At 66.0% G+C, this 16,525-nt stretch carries 15 protein-coding genes and 1 pseudogene; 3 read left to right on the top strand and 13 right to left on the bottom strand.

The window, feature by feature from the left end; all coding sequences use genetic code 11:
• The 3 genes and pseudogenes from glyA to G3N99_RS09340 all read right to left on the bottom strand — a co-directional run.
• Positions 1-175: pseudogene (gene glyA, locus G3N99_RS09330) on the bottom strand (serine hydroxymethyltransferase); the annotation flags it as partial.
• Positions 176-419: 244 nt separating this feature from the next.
• Positions 420-1,199, bottom strand: coding sequence for an SDR family NAD(P)-dependent oxidoreductase (locus G3N99_RS09335; protein ID WP_174981404.1), 780 nt, complete (start codon positions 1,197-1,199; stop codon positions 420-422).
• A 33-nt stretch (positions 1,200-1,232) separates the two neighbouring features.
• Complete coding sequence (locus tag G3N99_RS09340) at positions 1,233-2,480, bottom strand: D-arabinono-1,4-lactone oxidase (protein ID WP_206122215.1); 1,248 nt, start codon at positions 2,478-2,480, stop codon at positions 1,233-1,235.
• A 170-nt stretch (positions 2,481-2,650) separates the two neighbouring features.
• Here G3N99_RS09340 and G3N99_RS09345 point away from each other — a divergent pair, with 170 nt between their 5' ends.
• Positions 2,651-3,655, top strand: a complete 1,005-nt coding sequence (locus tag G3N99_RS09345; protein WP_206122216.1) for a helix-turn-helix domain-containing protein — start codon at positions 2,651-2,653, stop codon at positions 3,653-3,655.
• 80 nt (positions 3,656-3,735) lie between these two features.
• Here the strand turns inward: G3N99_RS09345 and G3N99_RS09350 are convergent, their stop codons facing one another.
• The 10 genes from G3N99_RS09350 to G3N99_RS09395 all read right to left on the bottom strand — a co-directional run bounded on the left by G3N99_RS09350 (position 3,736) and on the right by G3N99_RS09395 (position 14,124).
• The gene (locus tag G3N99_RS09350; RefSeq protein WP_174938001.1) at positions 3,736-4,167 is read right to left on the bottom strand and encodes a 2-oxoglutarate dehydrogenase; all 432 of its coding nucleotides are present in this window, start codon (positions 4,165-4,167) and stop codon (positions 3,736-3,738) included.
• A 53-nt stretch (positions 4,168-4,220) separates the two neighbouring features.
• Positions 4,221-6,065 carry a peptidase S10 gene (locus G3N99_RS09355; RefSeq protein ID WP_206122217.1) on the bottom strand — a complete coding sequence of 615 codons (1,845 nt, stop codon included), beginning with the start codon at positions 6,063-6,065 and terminating at the stop codon, positions 4,221-4,223.
• A gap of 711 nt (positions 6,066-6,776) precedes the next feature.
• The gene (locus G3N99_RS09360; protein ID WP_174932157.1) at positions 6,777-8,591 is read right to left on the bottom strand and encodes an ExeM/NucH family extracellular endonuclease; all 1,815 of its coding nucleotides are present in this window, start codon (positions 8,589-8,591) and stop codon (positions 6,777-6,779) included.
• A 220-nt stretch (positions 8,592-8,811) separates the two neighbouring features.
• The gene (locus G3N99_RS09365; RefSeq protein WP_206122218.1) at positions 8,812-9,753 is read right to left on the bottom strand and encodes a CopD family protein; all 942 of its coding nucleotides are present in this window, start codon (positions 9,751-9,753) and stop codon (positions 8,812-8,814) included.
• The gene (gene copC / locus G3N99_RS09370; RefSeq protein ID WP_206122219.1) at positions 9,750-10,130 is read right to left on the bottom strand and encodes a copper homeostasis periplasmic binding protein CopC; all 381 of its coding nucleotides are present in this window, start codon (positions 10,128-10,130) and stop codon (positions 9,750-9,752) included. Before copC ends, G3N99_RS09365 begins: the two co-directional genes overlap by 4 nt.
• Positions 10,131-10,144: 14 nt before the next feature.
• Entirely contained in the window at positions 10,145-10,492 is a 348-nt protein-coding gene (locus tag G3N99_RS09375; protein WP_206122220.1) for a copper-binding protein, read from the bottom strand.
• Positions 10,493-10,560: 68 nt separating this feature from the next.
• A complete protein-coding gene (locus G3N99_RS09380; protein WP_174939950.1) occupies positions 10,561-11,856 on the bottom strand; it encodes a copper oxidase in 1,296 nt (431 codons plus the stop codon).
• A gap of 1 nt (position 11,857) precedes the next feature.
• Complete coding sequence (locus tag G3N99_RS09385; RefSeq protein ID WP_206122221.1) at positions 11,858-13,354, bottom strand: TolC family protein; 1,497 nt, start codon at positions 13,352-13,354, stop codon at positions 11,858-11,860.
• A complete protein-coding gene (locus G3N99_RS09390; protein WP_206122222.1) occupies positions 13,351-13,632 on the bottom strand; it encodes a hypothetical protein in 282 nt (93 codons plus the stop codon). Before G3N99_RS09390 ends, G3N99_RS09385 begins: the two co-directional genes overlap by 4 nt.
• Before the next feature lie 90 nt (positions 13,633-13,722).
• A complete protein-coding gene (locus tag G3N99_RS09395) occupies positions 13,723-14,124 on the bottom strand; it encodes a DUF2946 family protein (protein WP_206122223.1) in 402 nt (133 codons plus the stop codon).
• A gap of 276 nt (positions 14,125-14,400) precedes the next feature.
• Here G3N99_RS09395 and G3N99_RS09400 point away from each other — a divergent pair, with 276 nt between their 5' ends.
• Entirely contained in the window at positions 14,401-15,072 is a 672-nt protein-coding gene (locus G3N99_RS09400) for a heavy metal response regulator transcription factor (protein ID WP_166955107.1), read from the top strand.
• Entirely contained in the window at positions 15,069-16,478 is a 1,410-nt protein-coding gene (locus G3N99_RS09405) for a heavy metal sensor histidine kinase (RefSeq protein WP_206122224.1), read from the top strand. Before G3N99_RS09400 ends, G3N99_RS09405 begins: the two co-directional genes overlap by 4 nt.
• Positions 16,479-16,525 lie beyond the last annotated feature (47 nt).

Consider the following 16,525-nt stretch of genomic DNA (forward strand, 5'->3'; position numbering starts at 1 on the left):
CTTCCGCGTACTTGTTCGTGAGTTGCGAACCCTGTGCAGCCATCACGGCCGGGCTCGTGTAGTTTTCCGACGCGATCAGCTCGATGTGATCTTCCTGGCGGCGGTTTTCCTGCTCGATCGCGGCAAAAAGTTCCGGATCGACGTTGGCAACGGTGCTGGTGGTGCGGTTGAACATGATGATTGACCAGTTGAGAGTGAATGACTGACCGCGGCTTGCCGGCTGCATGGTGTTTCGGCCTTCGCATTCCACCAGACACGCCCCCGTGCAGATAGAAGGATTGCGACAATTCGCTAGGACACACCGCTCGCCGGGCGCGCAAAAAAAAATCGAAGGGCCGCATCGCTGCGACACCTTCGACGGAACTTGCCGATCAGGCAGGCGTGCAGCCGGCCCTTCGACTTCTTGCGAACATCGACAATCAGACGGCGGAGAAACAGTTGTCGACGAACAGATGCGTGCCGTTGACGAAACTCGACTCGTCGGAAGCGAGGAACAGCGCGGCGGCCGCGACTTCCGACGGCTCGCACAGCCGGCCCTGCTGAACCGCGATCGCCGCCTCGGTCGCGTCGACGCCCATCGCCTGCAGGTCCCTGAGTTCGCGCATCCCGTGCGGCGTGCGGATGAACCCCGGCGCGAGCGCGTTACACCGAATGCCGCGGTCACGGTACTCGACCGCGATCGCCCGCGCGAACATGTGGCACGCGCCCTTGGTCGCGTCATACAGCACCTCGCCCGGCGTCGCGCACACCGCGGAAATCGACGATGTGCAGACGATGCTGCCCCGCCCCTTCTCCAGCATCTGCGGCAGCACCGCTTTCGTCATCAGGAACATGCTCTTCACGTTCACGCCCATCAGCCAGTCCCATTCCGACTCCTCGATGTCGAGGAACGGTTTGACGATCAGCGTGCCGGCGTGATTGAACAGGATGTCCGCGTTGCCGTACTGATCCCGCGCGGCGTTCACGGCTTGCTGGACTTCGACCTGTTTCGACACGTCGGCGCCGAGGCCGATCGCCTGAAGGCCCGCGTCGCGCAGCCGGGACGCGAGCGTTTCGGCGGCATCGCCGTCGCGGTCGATGATCGCGACCTTCGCGCCCTGGGCGGCGAACAGTTCGGACGCCGCGCCGCCGCAGCCGCCGGCGCCGCCGCTCACGATGGCGACCTTGCCGGCCAGGCGGCCGTCAATCTTGACATTCATGTTTCGTTCTCCAGTCTGGTTCGTTCGGCCTGCTCAACTGAACAGCGTCCGCAGGTGATCGTTGAGGAAGGCGCCTTCGGGGTCCACGCTGCGGCGCAGCGCGCGGAACGCTTCGGCCCTCGGGAACCAGCGATCGACGTCTTCGCGGTTCGTGAAATGCAGCTTGCCCCAGTGAGGACGCGAGCCGTAATCGCGCAGGATCGTGTCGACGTCCTTCAGGAACGGCCAGTAGTCGACGCCGTTCGGGCCGCCCGAGCATGAAATGGTGACGCTGTCCTGGTGATTGAACGGGCTGATCCATGCCGGATCGCCCTTCGTGAAGCGGTATTCGACCGGGAAAATGCAGTCGCGGTGCTTCGTGAGGATGAGCTCGCGCACGCGGCGCAGCGCTTCCTTGCCGTGTTGCGCGGGCACCGCGTACTCGAGCTCGTGGAAGTTCGGCACGTAGTGGATCGCGTACACCTCGGAACTGTAGGCGATCTTCTCGTGCTCGCCTTCATGGAACGTGCGCGCGTCGGTGACATCCATCACCTTGATCTCGCACACGTCGTAGTCCTTCTTCGAGTTCGATACCTTCGTGGTGTCGGGCAGGCAGTAGAGATCGCGGCTGGCGGAGGTCGGGCACCAGAAGAAGCTGAAATGCCGGTGCTTCGCGGCCAGGTCGTCGTATTGCGCCATCAGCGCGTCGAAGTCCTCGCGCCACACGCGGTCGTGCAGCCAGAACGCATCGGTCACCTGCAGCGTGATCTCCGACACCACGCCGAACATCCCGATGTTGACCTGCGTCGCGTGCAGCAGGTCGAGGTCCTGCCGGTCGCTCACGGTCATGATCGAGCCATCCGGACGCACGATGCGCATCCCGACGACCTGCGACGACAGGTTGCTCAGCGTCGTCCCCGTGCCGTGCGTGCCGGTGGCCAACGCACCGGCAATCGCCTGCGAATCGATGTCGCCCTGGTTGACGAGCGACAGGCCGAGCGCCTTCAGGTGGCGCGTCACCGCATTGATCCTGGTGCCGGCCTTCACGGTCACGCGCTTGCGCGCTTCGTCGACCTCCACGATGCCCTGATAGTCCTGCAGCGACAGCAGCAGGCCGCTGGTGGCCACGACGGGCGTGAACGAGTGCCCCGACCCGGCGCACCGCACGTGCTTGCCTTGCCGCGTCGCGGTGTGCACCAGCTCCGCGATCTCGGCCTCGCGGGTCGGCGACGCCAGGTGCGCGGCCACGCACGACTGATTGCCGACCCAGTTTCTCCAGAATCCGCCACGGGGAAGTTCCATCACCGTCTCTCCAGCGTCGTATTGGTGCCAAAGATAGGGTGCCGAAAGGTTTTCCACTATCGGATTTCGGCAAGTTAGGGTTTTGGCGAAGGGACACCCGTCCGACGCTTTTTGACCGGCGCGACGAGCGGCTACAATGAATCGATCCGGCCCGCCCCTTCCCGCCCCCGATGACGCCGCCTGCCCACCCGAGCGATTTCTCCGGCGACCCGCTGTTCGCGCGAACGGTCGCGTTCTGCGCGTTCACCGACGTGGAGGAACAGGCGCGCTCGTTCGACGGCTGGAACATGAACTACACGCAGATCTCGAGCGGGCTGTTTCATGGCTCGTCGTCGATCATGTCGCTGGGCGGCATCAAGCTGCTGGTCGAGGATCTCGACAAGGTCATCCTGCAGCAAGGCGCGGTGCCGTCGGAGCGGATCGCCGTGGCCGTGCCGCTGGAACTGGAAGGCCATGCGCGCCTGTGCGGCGAGAAAAGCGGGCGCGACAGCCTGCACGTGTTCTCGAGCCAGCCGCAGTTCGAGTTCTATTCGCCCGACCGGCATCTGCTCGTGAACGTCGAGATCGAGCCGGAGAACCTGTCGACGCAGGCGCTGCGCACGGTGGCCGCGTCGCTGCGTGCCCGAACCCATTCACCGGTGATCCCGATGGCGACCTATGTGGCCGACCATCTGCGCGACCTGCTGCGCCAGACGCTCGCCGCCGCGGCAAAAACCACGCGCATCGACGACGTGACGACGCACGACAGGATCGAACTGCTCGAGCGCACCGTGCTGTACGCGATCTCGGAAGTGATGACGGCCGCCACGCCGGACGCCGGCGCACAGATCGTGCGCCCGACGAAATACTGGTCGCTGGTCAATGCGGTGCGGGAGCGGCTGCAGGATGCATCGACCTGCCCGCTGTCGATCGCCGAGCTGTGCGTGGAGCTCGGCGTCAGCCGGCGTACCGCGCAATACGCGTTCCAGGACACGTTGAACCTGAACCCGATCGCCTACCTGCGGGCCGTGCGGCTGAATCACGTGCGCCGCGAGCTGCGGCTCGGCGACTCGGTGACTTCCGCGGCCACCAAATGGGGCTTCTGGCACCTGAGCAGTTTTGCACAGGACTATCGCGCGATGTTCGGCGAACTGCCGTCCGCCACCGCGAAGCGCTACGCGCGCCAGGCCATCTAGCGCCTGTCGCTCGCCCTGTCGTTCACCTTCCGGCGGCCGGTGCGAAGGAGTCCGCCCCGGCCGCCGCCCTGCCTGCTACGTCACTCGTCCTGCTGTTCCTGCTGCGCCTGCACCTGCCGCTGCTGGATGAACTGCCGCACATCGCTCATCGTCACGCGGCCGGTGTGCTTCGCATCGATCTCGTCGAAGTGCTTCGACACGAAACCCAGGCCACTGCTCTGCGCCTGCGCCTTCGTCACCGCCGCGCCGTTGCTCAGCACCGTATTGGCGCCGAGCCTCGCATCGACACGCTGCTGCGCCTGCTGCTGCAGCGTCGCGCCGGTCGACGGCAACACCGGCGCCGCTTTCGTGGCGGGAAAGAACGGACCGTCGACACCGCGCCCGCCGTGCGGCAGCTTCACCGGCGCCACCGCCTGCGGCGGCAACGCGTAGGCACTGCTCATCACGGCACCGAGGACGATCAACGGAGACATACGCCGCATCAAATTGATTAGGGACATGATCACTCGCATTCAATGGATGAATAGAGGGTTCCTTTGACAAGGAGTCCGTCGCTCAGGGCCGCTCAGGGAGCCGCCGCCAGCGTCGTCGCGGCGGTTGCGCCGGGGACGCTGCCGGTCGGTACGCTCGGCGGGTTTTCATCCGGCCACGGCGGCGGCAGCGTGTGCAGCGTCAGCGCCGTCGGAATCCGCGCACCCTTGTAGAACGTCTTCAGGTCCCGCTTCATCTGCGGACGGGCGACGTCGTCCAGGTAGATCATGTGGCCGCCCTGGAAGAAGTTCACCTGCAGCTTCGGATTGAAGCCCTTCACCGTCTGCAGCCGCGCGAGTTGCTTCTCGGTGTTGAAGAACGGCGTCGCGAGATCGTGGTAGCCATTCTCCGCGAGCACGCGAAGCTTCGGGTTGAGCTGCAGCGCGCCGAGCAGATCGGGGATCGTGTCGGGCATCGGCTGGCCGTCGTGCGTGAAGTCCCAGACGCCGATGATGTTGTCGTTCAACGGCAGGTACGTCGCGTTCGGTGCGGTGTAGCCGAGGTAATCCGGCATCTGCGTCGCGAGCGCGTTCGTGAACGGCTGCGAAATCAGGATGTCGGACGGGTCGCCGTCGTTCTGCAGACGCGGATCCGAGTTCGGCAACGACACGCGTCCGTCATACCGGCCGATCGTCGTCCCGGGCAGCAGGCTCGTGCCGAACGGATTCGCGTTGAAGTAGCCGCGCAGCGCCTGTTGCGTGAGGCTCGACGGAATCGACCACAGCTTCAGCGTCGCATCGCTCGGGAACACCGGCGTGCCGAGCGCATCCGGAATGCCGAGCTGGCTCAACACCCACGACTGCGAATACTTCTGCAGCTGGTTGTAGATCAGCGTCGTGAACAGTTCCGTCTGGAATGCGTACAGATCCTGGTTCACCGGTGCCGGCGAAACCTGGTTGAAGTACGCCGCGACCGCCGCATAGCCCGGCAGGTAACCGGCCACGGTATCGGTTTCGAGCAGCAGCCCCTCCGTCGACTGCGTGATCGCCACGGCTTCCACCGCATCCGCGAAGTAGTTCAGGATCGACGACTGCAGCACGATGCCCGTCAGGTGCACGCCGGCCGATTCGAGCGCGAGCGCCAGCATGTCGGTACGCGGCGTGCCGTACGATTCGCCGTACAGGTAGATCGGCGACGTGCTGCGGCTGTTGACGTTCAGGTAGCGCTGGATGAAGTCGCGCATGATGTTCACGTCCGCATCGGAACCCCAGTACTTCTGGTTGGTGTTCGGCAACACGGCTTCCGACAGCCCGGTGCCGGGCGGGTCGATGAACACGAGGTCGGTGGTGTCGATCAGGCTTTCTGCGTTGTCGACGAGCGGATAGTTCGGCCAGTTGCTGCCGAACAGCGGATCGGGCGTGGCCACGCGGGTCGGCGCGAACGAGCCGAGCCGCAGCCAGATCGACGACGAGCCGGGGCCGCCGTTATAGACGAACGTGACGGGGCGCGGCTTGCCGTTCGTGCTCGGCGCGGTGTACGCGACGTACGACATCGACGCTTCCGCATTGCCGCTCGCGTCCTGCGCGGTCAGGTGGCCGGTGGTCGTCGTGTAGTTGACGGTCGTGCCGCCGTTCTTCCACTGGTAATGCATGACGGCCGTTTTCTCGGACACCTGCCCGGGGGCAAGGCCGTCGGTCGCATTCATCGAATACGCGACCGGGTCGACGTACGGCTGGTTGGCCGGCGTCTGCCCGGCCGCCTGTTGCGCGCTGGCCTGCTGGCTGGCGGTGGCCTGCGCGAGGCTCGACGCACCGACGGACGACGAATCGTCGCCGCCGCATGCCGCGAGCGCCAGCGTCATGACGGTCAATGCACCTAGCCCGGCCAACCGGCCGTGACGGCCACGGCGGCTGCCGGTACAGCTCCTGTCTGGTTTCATCTCTGTCCTTTGATTCGGATACCGCTTCACAAAGGCCGCCAACGCCTGCGAAACGCGCAGACCGACCCGCCACTCGCGTTGCACGGTCGGCAGTCGGCGGTTGGGGATTGGACTTCTAAGAGACTGAACTTGATACAGACACAGCAAACTGCTGGCGAGAATGGTGCTCGGACGCCCCCTGCAGTTTGGACAACTTTTATATGACCCAAATTTACGACAACACAAAAATAGGCGGTGCTGCGCCGCGTTGTCAAAGATCATTCGGATATTAAAAATCCCGCAATGATGCTAACGGCGGACAGTGTCTGACAATTGAAAGAAAGCGGGATTATTCACGCATTGCGCGCTTTGCCGGCAATAATCCGCCGAATCCCGCGCCTTTCCGGAGTGACCTTGAATCCTTTCCCGTATTAATGAAGCGCCTCGAAAGCCTTCAGATCGCCGGGATTTTTCTTTCATTTTAATTATCCGCGATCGATTAATTCAGCGTGACGGCATGCATAGTCCGCCATCCAATGATTCAAGTCACTTCAACCATTCTTCAATCGATGCGCTTATCCGCATCACGCCATCCATAAAATACCGATTTCACTAATTTCCGAAAAATTCGGCGGAATTATTTACCCGCGCCCCGACCGGCTTGCGTGGTCGAAATGAAGCGCGGCGTGCAGCCTCGCCGCACGCCGCGCTTCTTCCGCGTTCAATTCGCCATTACTTCCCGCCACCCGGCAGCGCGATATCGATCAGCACCGGATCGTGATCCGACGAGCGATACGCATCCGGCGCGTAGAACGTCTTCTGCTGCTCCGCCGACTTGTACGCGAGCGTGTACTGCAGCGCGAGCGGCTCGTCCGCGTTGATGTGCCATTCGTGCACGGCCTTCACGTGCGATGCGAGCGGCAGCGTCGCGAGCGCGTGATCGAGATAGCCGGCTTCGCCGTTGTACACGTAGCTGTACGCATTCGCGCCGATCCAGCGCGCGACGAGGTTGCGGTAGCCGCGCGATTCGAGCGTGCGGATCGGGTCTTCGTACGTGTAGCTGTTGAAGTCGCCGATCAGCAGCACGCCCTGGCCTGCGACGCCCGTCGGATTGCCGGCGAGCCAGTCGGCCACCTTCGCCGCGGCGCGCGTGCGCGTCGGGTTCCAGCAGCCCTGGCCGTCGCCCTGGTCGAGATCGTCGTTCGCGGCGTCCGGGCAGTTCTTCGACTTCAGGTGGTTCACGGCCACCGTCAGCGACTGCTTGTTGCCGTTGATCAGCCGGAACGACTGTGCGAGCGGCTGGCGGTTCTTGTCGTCGATCGCGAGCGTGGCCGCACGGCCGACCGGTTCGACCTTGCGGCTGTCGTAGATCATCGCGACCGTGATCGCATCGCCGCCGAGGCGCGACACGCCCGGATCGACGACGCGCCAGTTGTTGCCGAGCTTCGCCGCGAGCTGGCGCACCGCGCTCAGTTCGCCGTAGCCGTTGTTCTGGATTTCCATCAGGCCGATCACGTCGGCGTCGATCGCCTTCAGCGCGCTGACGATCTTCGCTTCCTGGCGCTGGAATTCCTGGAAGTTCTTCGCGCCGCGGTTGTTCGGATCGTCGAAGCCGCCGCCGAGACCGTTGCCGTTGAAGTAGTTCAGCACGTTGAACGACGCGACGCGCAGGTTCGATTTCGGATCGCGCGCGGGTGCGTTGGTGCGCGGGTTCGTGCGCGCCTCGAATGCCGGCACGGCCGCGCCCGGCAGCGGCTGCACGCGCCATGCGCCGTAACGCACTTCGAGCACGCCTTCGATGTCGCGCACCGTGTAGCCCGCGCGCAGCGTGTTCGCGGCCGACAGGCCCGGCGCCGGGTACGGCACCGTGGCGGGGTTCTGCTTGTTCGAGCCGTCGTCGAGAACCAGGCGATTGCGTGCGTTTGCATCGATCTGCGTCTGCGCCTGGGCGGGCGGCACGACGCTCGTCGGCGTGCGCAGGCGGCCGTTGCTGAGCATCACGCTGCCGTAGCGGCCGAGCTCGTAGTTGTCGGTGACGTTCAGCGTCTGCGGCAGGCGCACGAGCATCCCTTCATACGCGGCGAACGCGTTCGGGCTGTCGACCGGCAGCGTAAGCGTCGCGGGCGTGACGGTCTGGTTGTTCGCGCACACCGCGATCGCACCCGACTGCGTGAGCTGCGTCTGGCCGTACTTCTCTTCGACCTTGCCCGTCACGTGCACGAGGTCGCCGGCTTTCGCACGCACCTTCGGCGCATAGACGAACAGGCCTTCGGACACACCCGGCTGGTTGCGGCGCTGCGCGTCGGCCTGCTGGACGAAGAAGCCGCCGAAGCCGTCCGTGCCGCCGAAATCGGCGGTGACGACGGCTTCGATCGACACGTTCTGGCCGGCGAGCGGCGACGGCGCGCCCGGCCCCTGGATATCGGCGATCGGCGTCGTGCTGCCGCCGCAGTTCGGGCTGACGGGCGCGGCAGTGGCGGCGAAAACCGGCGCGGCGAGCGTCGGGAGCAGCAATAGCGGGGTAATGAGGCGGATTGTCGAGCGCATGACGGGGAATCCCGGTTGTGAGGGTGGCGAAAGCTTAGCGGCGCTCAATGACAGTTTTTGGTAATCGAAAGACAGGTTGATGTAATTGTCGTTATCACGCTGCGATCGCCATCGACCGTGCGTTTACGCCTGAAAAAGCGGGGAAATCGTCTGACGAAAAACGGTCATGCCGTGACGATTGCCCCGCGTGACCTCGCCGCCGCCGAGTCGCGGCGCCGCGCTACACCGTGCCCGGCAGCGCGCTCGACACGAGCACGGCCGCGACCATCAACACGCCGCCGAGCACCGCCGCCTCGATCCGCAACACCGTGCCGAACCGTTTCAACGAACCGGCCGGCATCGCGGCAGCCGGATTCTTCAGCGCGGCCAACAGATTCGGCATCCCGAAGAAGCGGTTGTGCCCGCCGAGCGCCGCCGCGATCAGCACGAGCGCGAGCTTCAGCAGCAGGATCTGCCCGTACGTCGACGCGAGCAGGTTGGCGGGCGTATCGACGCCGCGCCAGCCGTTGTACGCGCCGGTCGCGAACAGCACGATCAATGCGTAGGTCGACGCATCGGAAAGCGACTGCACGAACGATGCGCCGGTCATGCGTTCGCTCGCGGGCATCGCGGCAAGCCTCGGCATCACGCCGAATGCCGTCACGAGCACGAGCCCGACCCACGCGCTGATCGCCAGCAGATGCAGCCAGTCGATCCACACCGGCACGCTGAACACGCCGGTATCCACAGGATGCCCGCCGTTGCTGCGCGCGAGCGCAACGCAGGCGAGCGCGGCCCACATCGCGAACGGCAAGCGCGACGCGTTCGCGCGCCTGACGAACGACAACACCACGACGACGAGCATGAACGCCGCACCGGCCAGCCACGCATGACCGAACCCGGTACCCGCGAGCATCGAGCAGACGGCCGGCCCCGCTTCGAGCAACGACACCTCGCTCATCAGCGCGCAATGCGCCCAGAACGCGATGATGCTCGCGACCAGCGAGACGACGGACGCGCTGCGCAGCGTCGCGACGAGCCGCCGCCCGATCCCGTGCTGCCACGCCGACGCGCCGCGCGCGAGCCAGTGGCTGCCGAGCAGCGCGCCGACGACGACGGCAAACCCGGCGTTCTGGATCGCCACCGACACGAGCCGCAGGAGACCGATGACGCCGTCGTTCACCCTTTCACCCGGAACGTGTAGGTGCCCTTCGTGCGATGTGCGTCGGCCGTCATCGCCGCCCACTGCACCGTGTATGCGCCAGGCGCGAGCTTCGGCAGCGCGACGGTCATCACGCGCGGGTTCGTCGCATCGACCTTCGCCTTTTCCTGCGTGACGGCGTTGCCGTTCGCGTCCGACACCTTCACCAAGCTGAACGCCGGTTCGAGGTCTTCGTTGAAGGTGAGCCGCAACGTGTCGGGCGCGGTGTCGACCGTGCTGCCCGTCGCGGGTGCGGCGCTTTCCAGCTTGCCGTGCGCGGATGCCGCGATCGGTGCGACCGAGACGATCGCGCCGGTCGCAACGATCGCGGCCAGCCGCGTGAGGTTCGGGATCTTCATGCTCACGCTCCGCGTTACGGCTTCTTCAGCTCGACGACGGTCAGCGCGCCGTCCACGTCTTGCGCGACGAAATCGATCTTGTCGCCGGCTTTCACCTGCGACAGCATCGCCGGGTCCTTCACCTTGAACACCATCGTCATCGCGTCCATCCCGAGGTTTTCCAGCGGGCCGTGCTTGATCGTCAGCTTGCCGGCGGCCGTGTCGACCTTGCGGATTTCGCCGTGCGACATGCCCTCTTTCGCCGCGCCTTCCTGCTGCGCGCCGCCGCTCATGTCCATGCCGGCCATGTCGCCGGCCGCGTACGACGCGCCGGAAAACGCCAGCGCACACCCGATTGCCATCGAAACCAGTCCCTTCTTCATCGTGTCGACTCCCCAGTGAATGAAATGAAACCGGCGGCCGCCTGTGCGCAGCCGCCGCATGCTGCTGCTCAGCCGTCCGGCAGTTCGCCGGTGTACTCGTACGCGACGGTGCCCTTCGGATGCCGGAACCAGCCCGGATCGCGATAGTCGTTGCGGCCGAGCCCCTGCCGCACCTTGCAGACCGTGAACATGCCGCCCATCTCCAGCGGCCCGAACGGGCCCGTGCCCGTCATCATCGGCAGCGTGTTGTCGGGCAGCGGCATCTCCATGCCGCCCATCGCGCCGCCCGTGCTGCCCATCGCCATGTAGTCGGGCACGAGCTTGCCGATGCGCTTCGCGAGATCCTTCTGCGGCACGCCGATCAGGTTCGGCACCTGGTGGCCCATCGCATTCATCGTGTGATGCGACTTGTGGCAATGGAACGCCCAGTCGCCCGGACGATCGGCGGTGAACTCGATCGCGCGCATCTGGCCCACCGCGACATCGGCCGTCACTTCCGGCCAGCGTGCGGCCGGCGGAATCCAGCCGCCGTCGGTGCCCGCGACTTCGAAGCTGTAGCCGTGCAGGTGGATCGGGTGGTTCGTCATCGTCAGGTTGCCGAACCGGATCCGCACGCGGTCGCCCGCGCGCACCGGCAGCGGATCGATGCCCGGGAACACGCGCGAGTTGAAGGTCCACATGTTGAAGTCCGTCATCTCGTTCACGCGCGGCGTGTAGCTGCCCGGATCGATGTCGTACGCGGCGAGCAGGAACACGAAGTCGCGATCGACCGGCATCGTGCCGCGGTCCTTCGGGTGCACGATGAACATGCCCATCATCCCCATCGCCATCTGCACCATCTCGTCGGCGTGCGGGTGATACATGAACGTGCCGTGCGATTCGAGCTGGAACTCGTAGACGAAGGTCTTGCCGGGCGGGATATGCGGCTGCGTGAGGCCGCCGACGCCGTCCATCCCGTTCGGCAGCCGCAACCCGTGCCAGTGGATCGTCGTGTGCTCGGGCAGCCGGTTGGTCACGAAGATGCGCACCTTGTCGCCTTCGACGGCCTCGATCGTCGGGCCCGGCGACTGGCCGTTGTAGCCCCACAGGTGCGCGTTCATGCCGGGCGCCATCTCGCGCACGACGGGCTCGGCCGTCAGGTGAAACTCCTTCCAGCCGTTCTTCATCCGCCACGGCAGCGTCCAGCCGTTCAGCGTCGCGACGGGCGTGTACGGGCGGCCGTTCGGCGGCACGAGCGGCGGCTGCGTGGCGGCTTTCGCCATCGTGGGCGCTTCGGGCAGCGACGCGGCGCCGGCCTTGCTGACCATCGCGGCGCCCAGCAGCGCGGCGCCCGAGCCGCTGAGAAATTGTCGACGGGACACCATGTCAATGACCTTCCGGATGCGTTTGCGTCGCGGGCATCGGTTGCGCCGCGGGGGTAGATGCCGGCTGCGGCGCAGCGGCGGTGTTTGAAGTGGATGCGGGTTCGACGGATTGCGTTGAGCGCGGCGTGGCGCCCTCGGTCGGCAGCCGGCCCCCGACGGCCATCTGCAGATCGGTTTCGGCGAGCCAGTAATCCTTCAGCGCATCGATGTAGCCGTTGACCGCGCCCACCTGTTCGCGCGCATCGGTCAGCAGCTCGAACACGCTCGCGAGCATCCCGTTGTAGCGCAGCAGCAGTTCGTCGGAGATCGTCTTGCGCAGCGGCACGACTTCGTCGCGATAGTGCGTCGCGACGTCGTAGCTCGTCACGTACGCCGCATACGATTCGCGCACTTCGGAGCGTGCATCGATGGCCGTTTTCGCGAGCCGGTTCGCCGACTGCATGTAGACGGCCTCGGCCCGCGCGACCTTCGCGCCGCCCCAGTCGAACAGCGGAATCTCGACGCTGATCTCGTAGCCATGCTCGTGCCCCTTGCCGGTCTCGTAGTTGTTCACGTAGCCGAGATCGACCGCATTGACGAAGCGCGTGGCCTTGCTCAGGCCGAGCGACGACGCGACGCCCTGCGTCTGCAGTTTCGCGGCCTGGATGTCGAAGCGGTTGCTCATCGCGAACCGCTCGAGATCGGGCAGGTTCGGCCGCGCCTTCGGCAGGTCGGGCAAGCGCTCAGGCAGCGCGTACCGCGTGCGTTCGCCCCACAGCCCCATCGCGCGCGTGAGCTTCTCGCGCGCGGCCACGGCCTGCTGGCGCGCCTTCGCGTGCTGCGCAACCGCATCGGCGTGGAACGCCTGCTCGCGGGCGTAATCGAGACGGCTGAAGTTGCCGGCCTGCCGCATGCGCAGCGCGAGTTCGGCGGCCGCGCTCCCGGCATCGCGCACCTGTTGCGCATAGTTCGCAGCCTGCTCGGCGGCGACGGCCTCGACGTATGCGCGGCGCGCGTCGGCCGCCACCTTCAGCATCGCGTCGGCGGTTTCGAGCTTGGTCTGCTCGAAGCGGCGGCGCTCGATGTTCGTCGCGAGCGGCATCGTCAGCAGCGCGAACACGTTCGCCGAGAACGTGCGGCCGAGCGTCAGCTCGCCGTCGCCGGCGCGGGTTCGGCTGAACGCGAAGCGCGGGTTCGGCAGCCGGCCGGCCTGGACGAGATCGGCTTCCGACAACCCCAGTTCCGCGTACGACGCCTGCAGGCCACGGTTGTTCAGCAGCGCGACTTGCACCGCATCGTCCATCGACAGCGGCCTGGCCAGCAGTTCCTTCGTGCGCCTGTCGACGGCTTCGCGGTCGGCGTCGGTCTTGACCACGACTGCGTCTTTGCCGATGCGTTCCGACGCGGCGGACGACACCGCGTCGAATCCGCCATCCTTCGAGAACGTCGTGCAGCCGGCGAGAAAGGCCAGCACGACGGCTGCCGCACCGATCCTCGGCGATATCGCAAGCATCGTCATTGCGCGGCGCCTCCGTGCTTCGAATGCGCGGCGCCGCTTCCGGGCGCGCCGCCGGTCGTACGCCCTTTCGCGGGCCGCTCCATCACGTCCCGGTTCAGTTGTTTCCAGCCCGGGAATTCGTCGTCCCGATACGGCCGGTAGCCGTCGAACACGGACGTCACGGTGGCATCCGGCACCGCCGCAGTGGCGTCCGCCGGATCGGGCAGCGGGGTTTGCGCAGGCGCGAGCGACGGCACGAGGGCCGCCGCGCCAAGCAGCGCCGCAGTAATCAATCGCATGAGTGGGTCTCGTCGTGAGTCGTCCGGCGGGCGTAACGCCGCCGCCGGAGCGGATTGCGGAGCGCGGCCGGTCGGGGCCGCGGGCAGGGGCTAGACGAGAAGCCGGCGCGGCGGCCGGTCGATGCCGCCGGTCAGGAACGACACGACGACGGGCGTCGGCGCGAAAGAGACGAGCGCGATACCGATACCCGGCGCAACGGACATCGCGGGGAGATCCGCCATGCTGTTGCCCAGGCAACAGGACCCGCATGCGGAGCACGGCTGTGCATGTCGCGCATGATCGGCGTGTTCGTGCTGACGCTCATGCTGGCCACCCTGCGCGCCCGGCATTGCATGTGGCATTGCCTCGACAGCGCTTGCCCCGTCCTCCGCGTGCGGCATGGCAACGACCGCGCCCGTGCCTGCGCATGCCATCGACACAGCCGCGAACGACTGGATCGGCAGGCTCAGCGCCAGCAGCACGACGAGGAGGAATTTGCGCCAGTACGACATGGATGCGGAATCAGGCAGGCAACGACCGGATGGGCCGGTGCGGCGCCGCGACGGCGCGCTCCGGGGACAAGACGGCCGCAGCTTATCGCCGCCGCGGTGACGACGACATGGCCGAAACATGACGGAATTTTCATGAAACGCAGGCGACGCAACGCACACGCTTCATGATAATTCCGTCATCCGGCGATCATCGTTCGCGCACGCACGGCGCCGTAAGCTCACGCGTTACACTGACCGGCTGGAATCAAGGATGAATCACGGACGGCCTGCCTCACCATGCGGATACTGATAGTCGAAGACGAACCCAAGATGGCGTCGTACCTCCGGAAAGGGCTGATGGAGGCGAGCTACACGGTCGACGTCGCGGAGAACGGCAAGGACGGGCTGTTCCTCGCGCTGCACGAGGATTTCGATCTCGTCGTGCTCGACGTGATGCTGCCGGAAATGGATGGTTTCGAGGTGCTGAAGCGGCTGCGCGCGCAGAAGCAGACGCCCGTGCTGCTGCTCACGGCGCGCGAGGCGATCGAGGACAAGGTCGCCGGGCTCGAACTGGGCGCCGACGACTACCTGCTCAAGCCGTTCGCGTATGCCGAGTTCCTGGCACGCATCCGCTCGCTGCTGCGACGCGCGCCACGCAACGTGCGCGACATCCTGCATGTCGCCGATCTCGAAGTCGACCTGATCCGCCGCCGCGTGCGGCGTGCCGACACCCGCATCGACCTGACCGCACAGGAATTCGCATTGCTGCAACTGCTCGCCGAGCGCGAGGGCGAAGTGCTGACGCGCACCTTCATCACGTCGCAGATCTGGGACATGAATTTCGACAGCGACACGAACGTCGTCGATGCGGCGATCAAGCGCCTGCGCGCGAAGATCGACAACGCTCATGAGAAGAAGCTGATCCACACGATCCGCGGAATGGGCTACGTGCTCGAGGATCGTTCGTGACGCGCCACCCCGGCTCGTATTCGCTGCTGCGGCGGCTGACGCTTGCGTTCGCCGTCGTCGCCGCGCTCGTGTTTGCGTTGACCGGTGCGTACCTGTATCGCTCGCTGTCCGCCGAACTCACGCGACGCGACGACATCGAGATCTCCGGCAAGCTCAACCAGTTCCTGCAGCTCGCGCACGCGAGCGGATCGATCGCCGCGCTGCGGGCCGATCCTGCCGTGTTTCATGAGGTGCTGCTGTCGCACCCGGGCGTGTATCTCGGCATCTACGATGCGCAGAACCGCGCGCTCGTCGAGCATTCCGACGAAGCCGGCAATACGTTGGCCTCGGTCATCTCGGCGCCGCATCCGGCCGGCGAAGCCAGAGGCCCGTTCACGTGTTCGCCGCCCGGCATCGGCACGTCGCGTTGCGTGTACGCACGTGCCACGCTGCCGTCCGGCGATGCGATCCAGGTCGCGCTGGCGCGCACGGCGACCGATCGCCAGTCGCTGCTCGAAAGCTACCGTGTCGACATCTGGCTCGCGGCGGCCGTGGGCGCGCTGCTGGTCGGCGCGCTGGGCTACGCGGTCGCGTCGCGCGGCCTGCGCCCGGTCGAGAGCCTCGGCCGGCAGACATCGCGCATCGAGGCGCACAACCTGAACGCGCGGCTCGACGCGCGCGGCGGCCCGGTCGAGTTGCATGAGCTTGCAAAGTCGGTCAACCGGATGCTCGACCGCCTCGAACGCGCGTTCGTGCGGCTGTCCCAATTCTCGTCGGATCTCGCGCACGACATGCGCACGCCGCTGGCCAACGTGATCAGCTCGTCGCAGGTCACGCTGTCGCGCGCACGCACGACCGAGGAATACGAAGCGCTGATCGATTCGAACATCGAGGAATGCGAACGGCTGCAGCGGATGATCGAGAACATGCTGTTTCTCGCGCGCACCGACAATGCGCGACAGCACCTGAAAACCGTCGAGCTCGACGCGGGCAGCGAGCTGCGCCGGCTCGCGTCGTATTTCCAGGCGCTGGCCGACGAAGCCGGCGTGCGCATCGACGTGCATGGCGAAGCGCCGGTCGTCGCCGATGCGACGCTGTTCCGGCGCGCCGTCAGTAACCTCGCGTCGAATGCGCTCGAACATGCGGAAGCCGCGTCGACGATCGAGCTGGCGGTTTCCGCGCGAGCCGGGTATGCGGTCGTCGAAGTCACGAATCGCGGCGCCGCGATTCCGCCCGAACAGGTCGACAAGATCTTCGAGCGCTTCTACCGCATCGATTCGTCGCGGCACGGCGCGGCGCGCAATGCGGGGCTCGGGCTCGCGATCGTCAAGTCGATCATGGAGCTGCATCGCGGCAAGGTCGAGGTCGTAAGCTGCGACGGGCGCACGACGTTTGCGCTGTATTTTCCGCGCGATGCCGAAGGGTAAGCCGTTCGCCTAGCGATCCGCATCGGCGTGACGGCAGGCTCGACTGA

The organism is Burkholderia sp. Ac-20392 (genome assembly GCF_017104585.1).
Classification (GTDB): Bacteria; Pseudomonadota; Gammaproteobacteria; order Burkholderiales; family Burkholderiaceae; genus Burkholderia; species Burkholderia lata.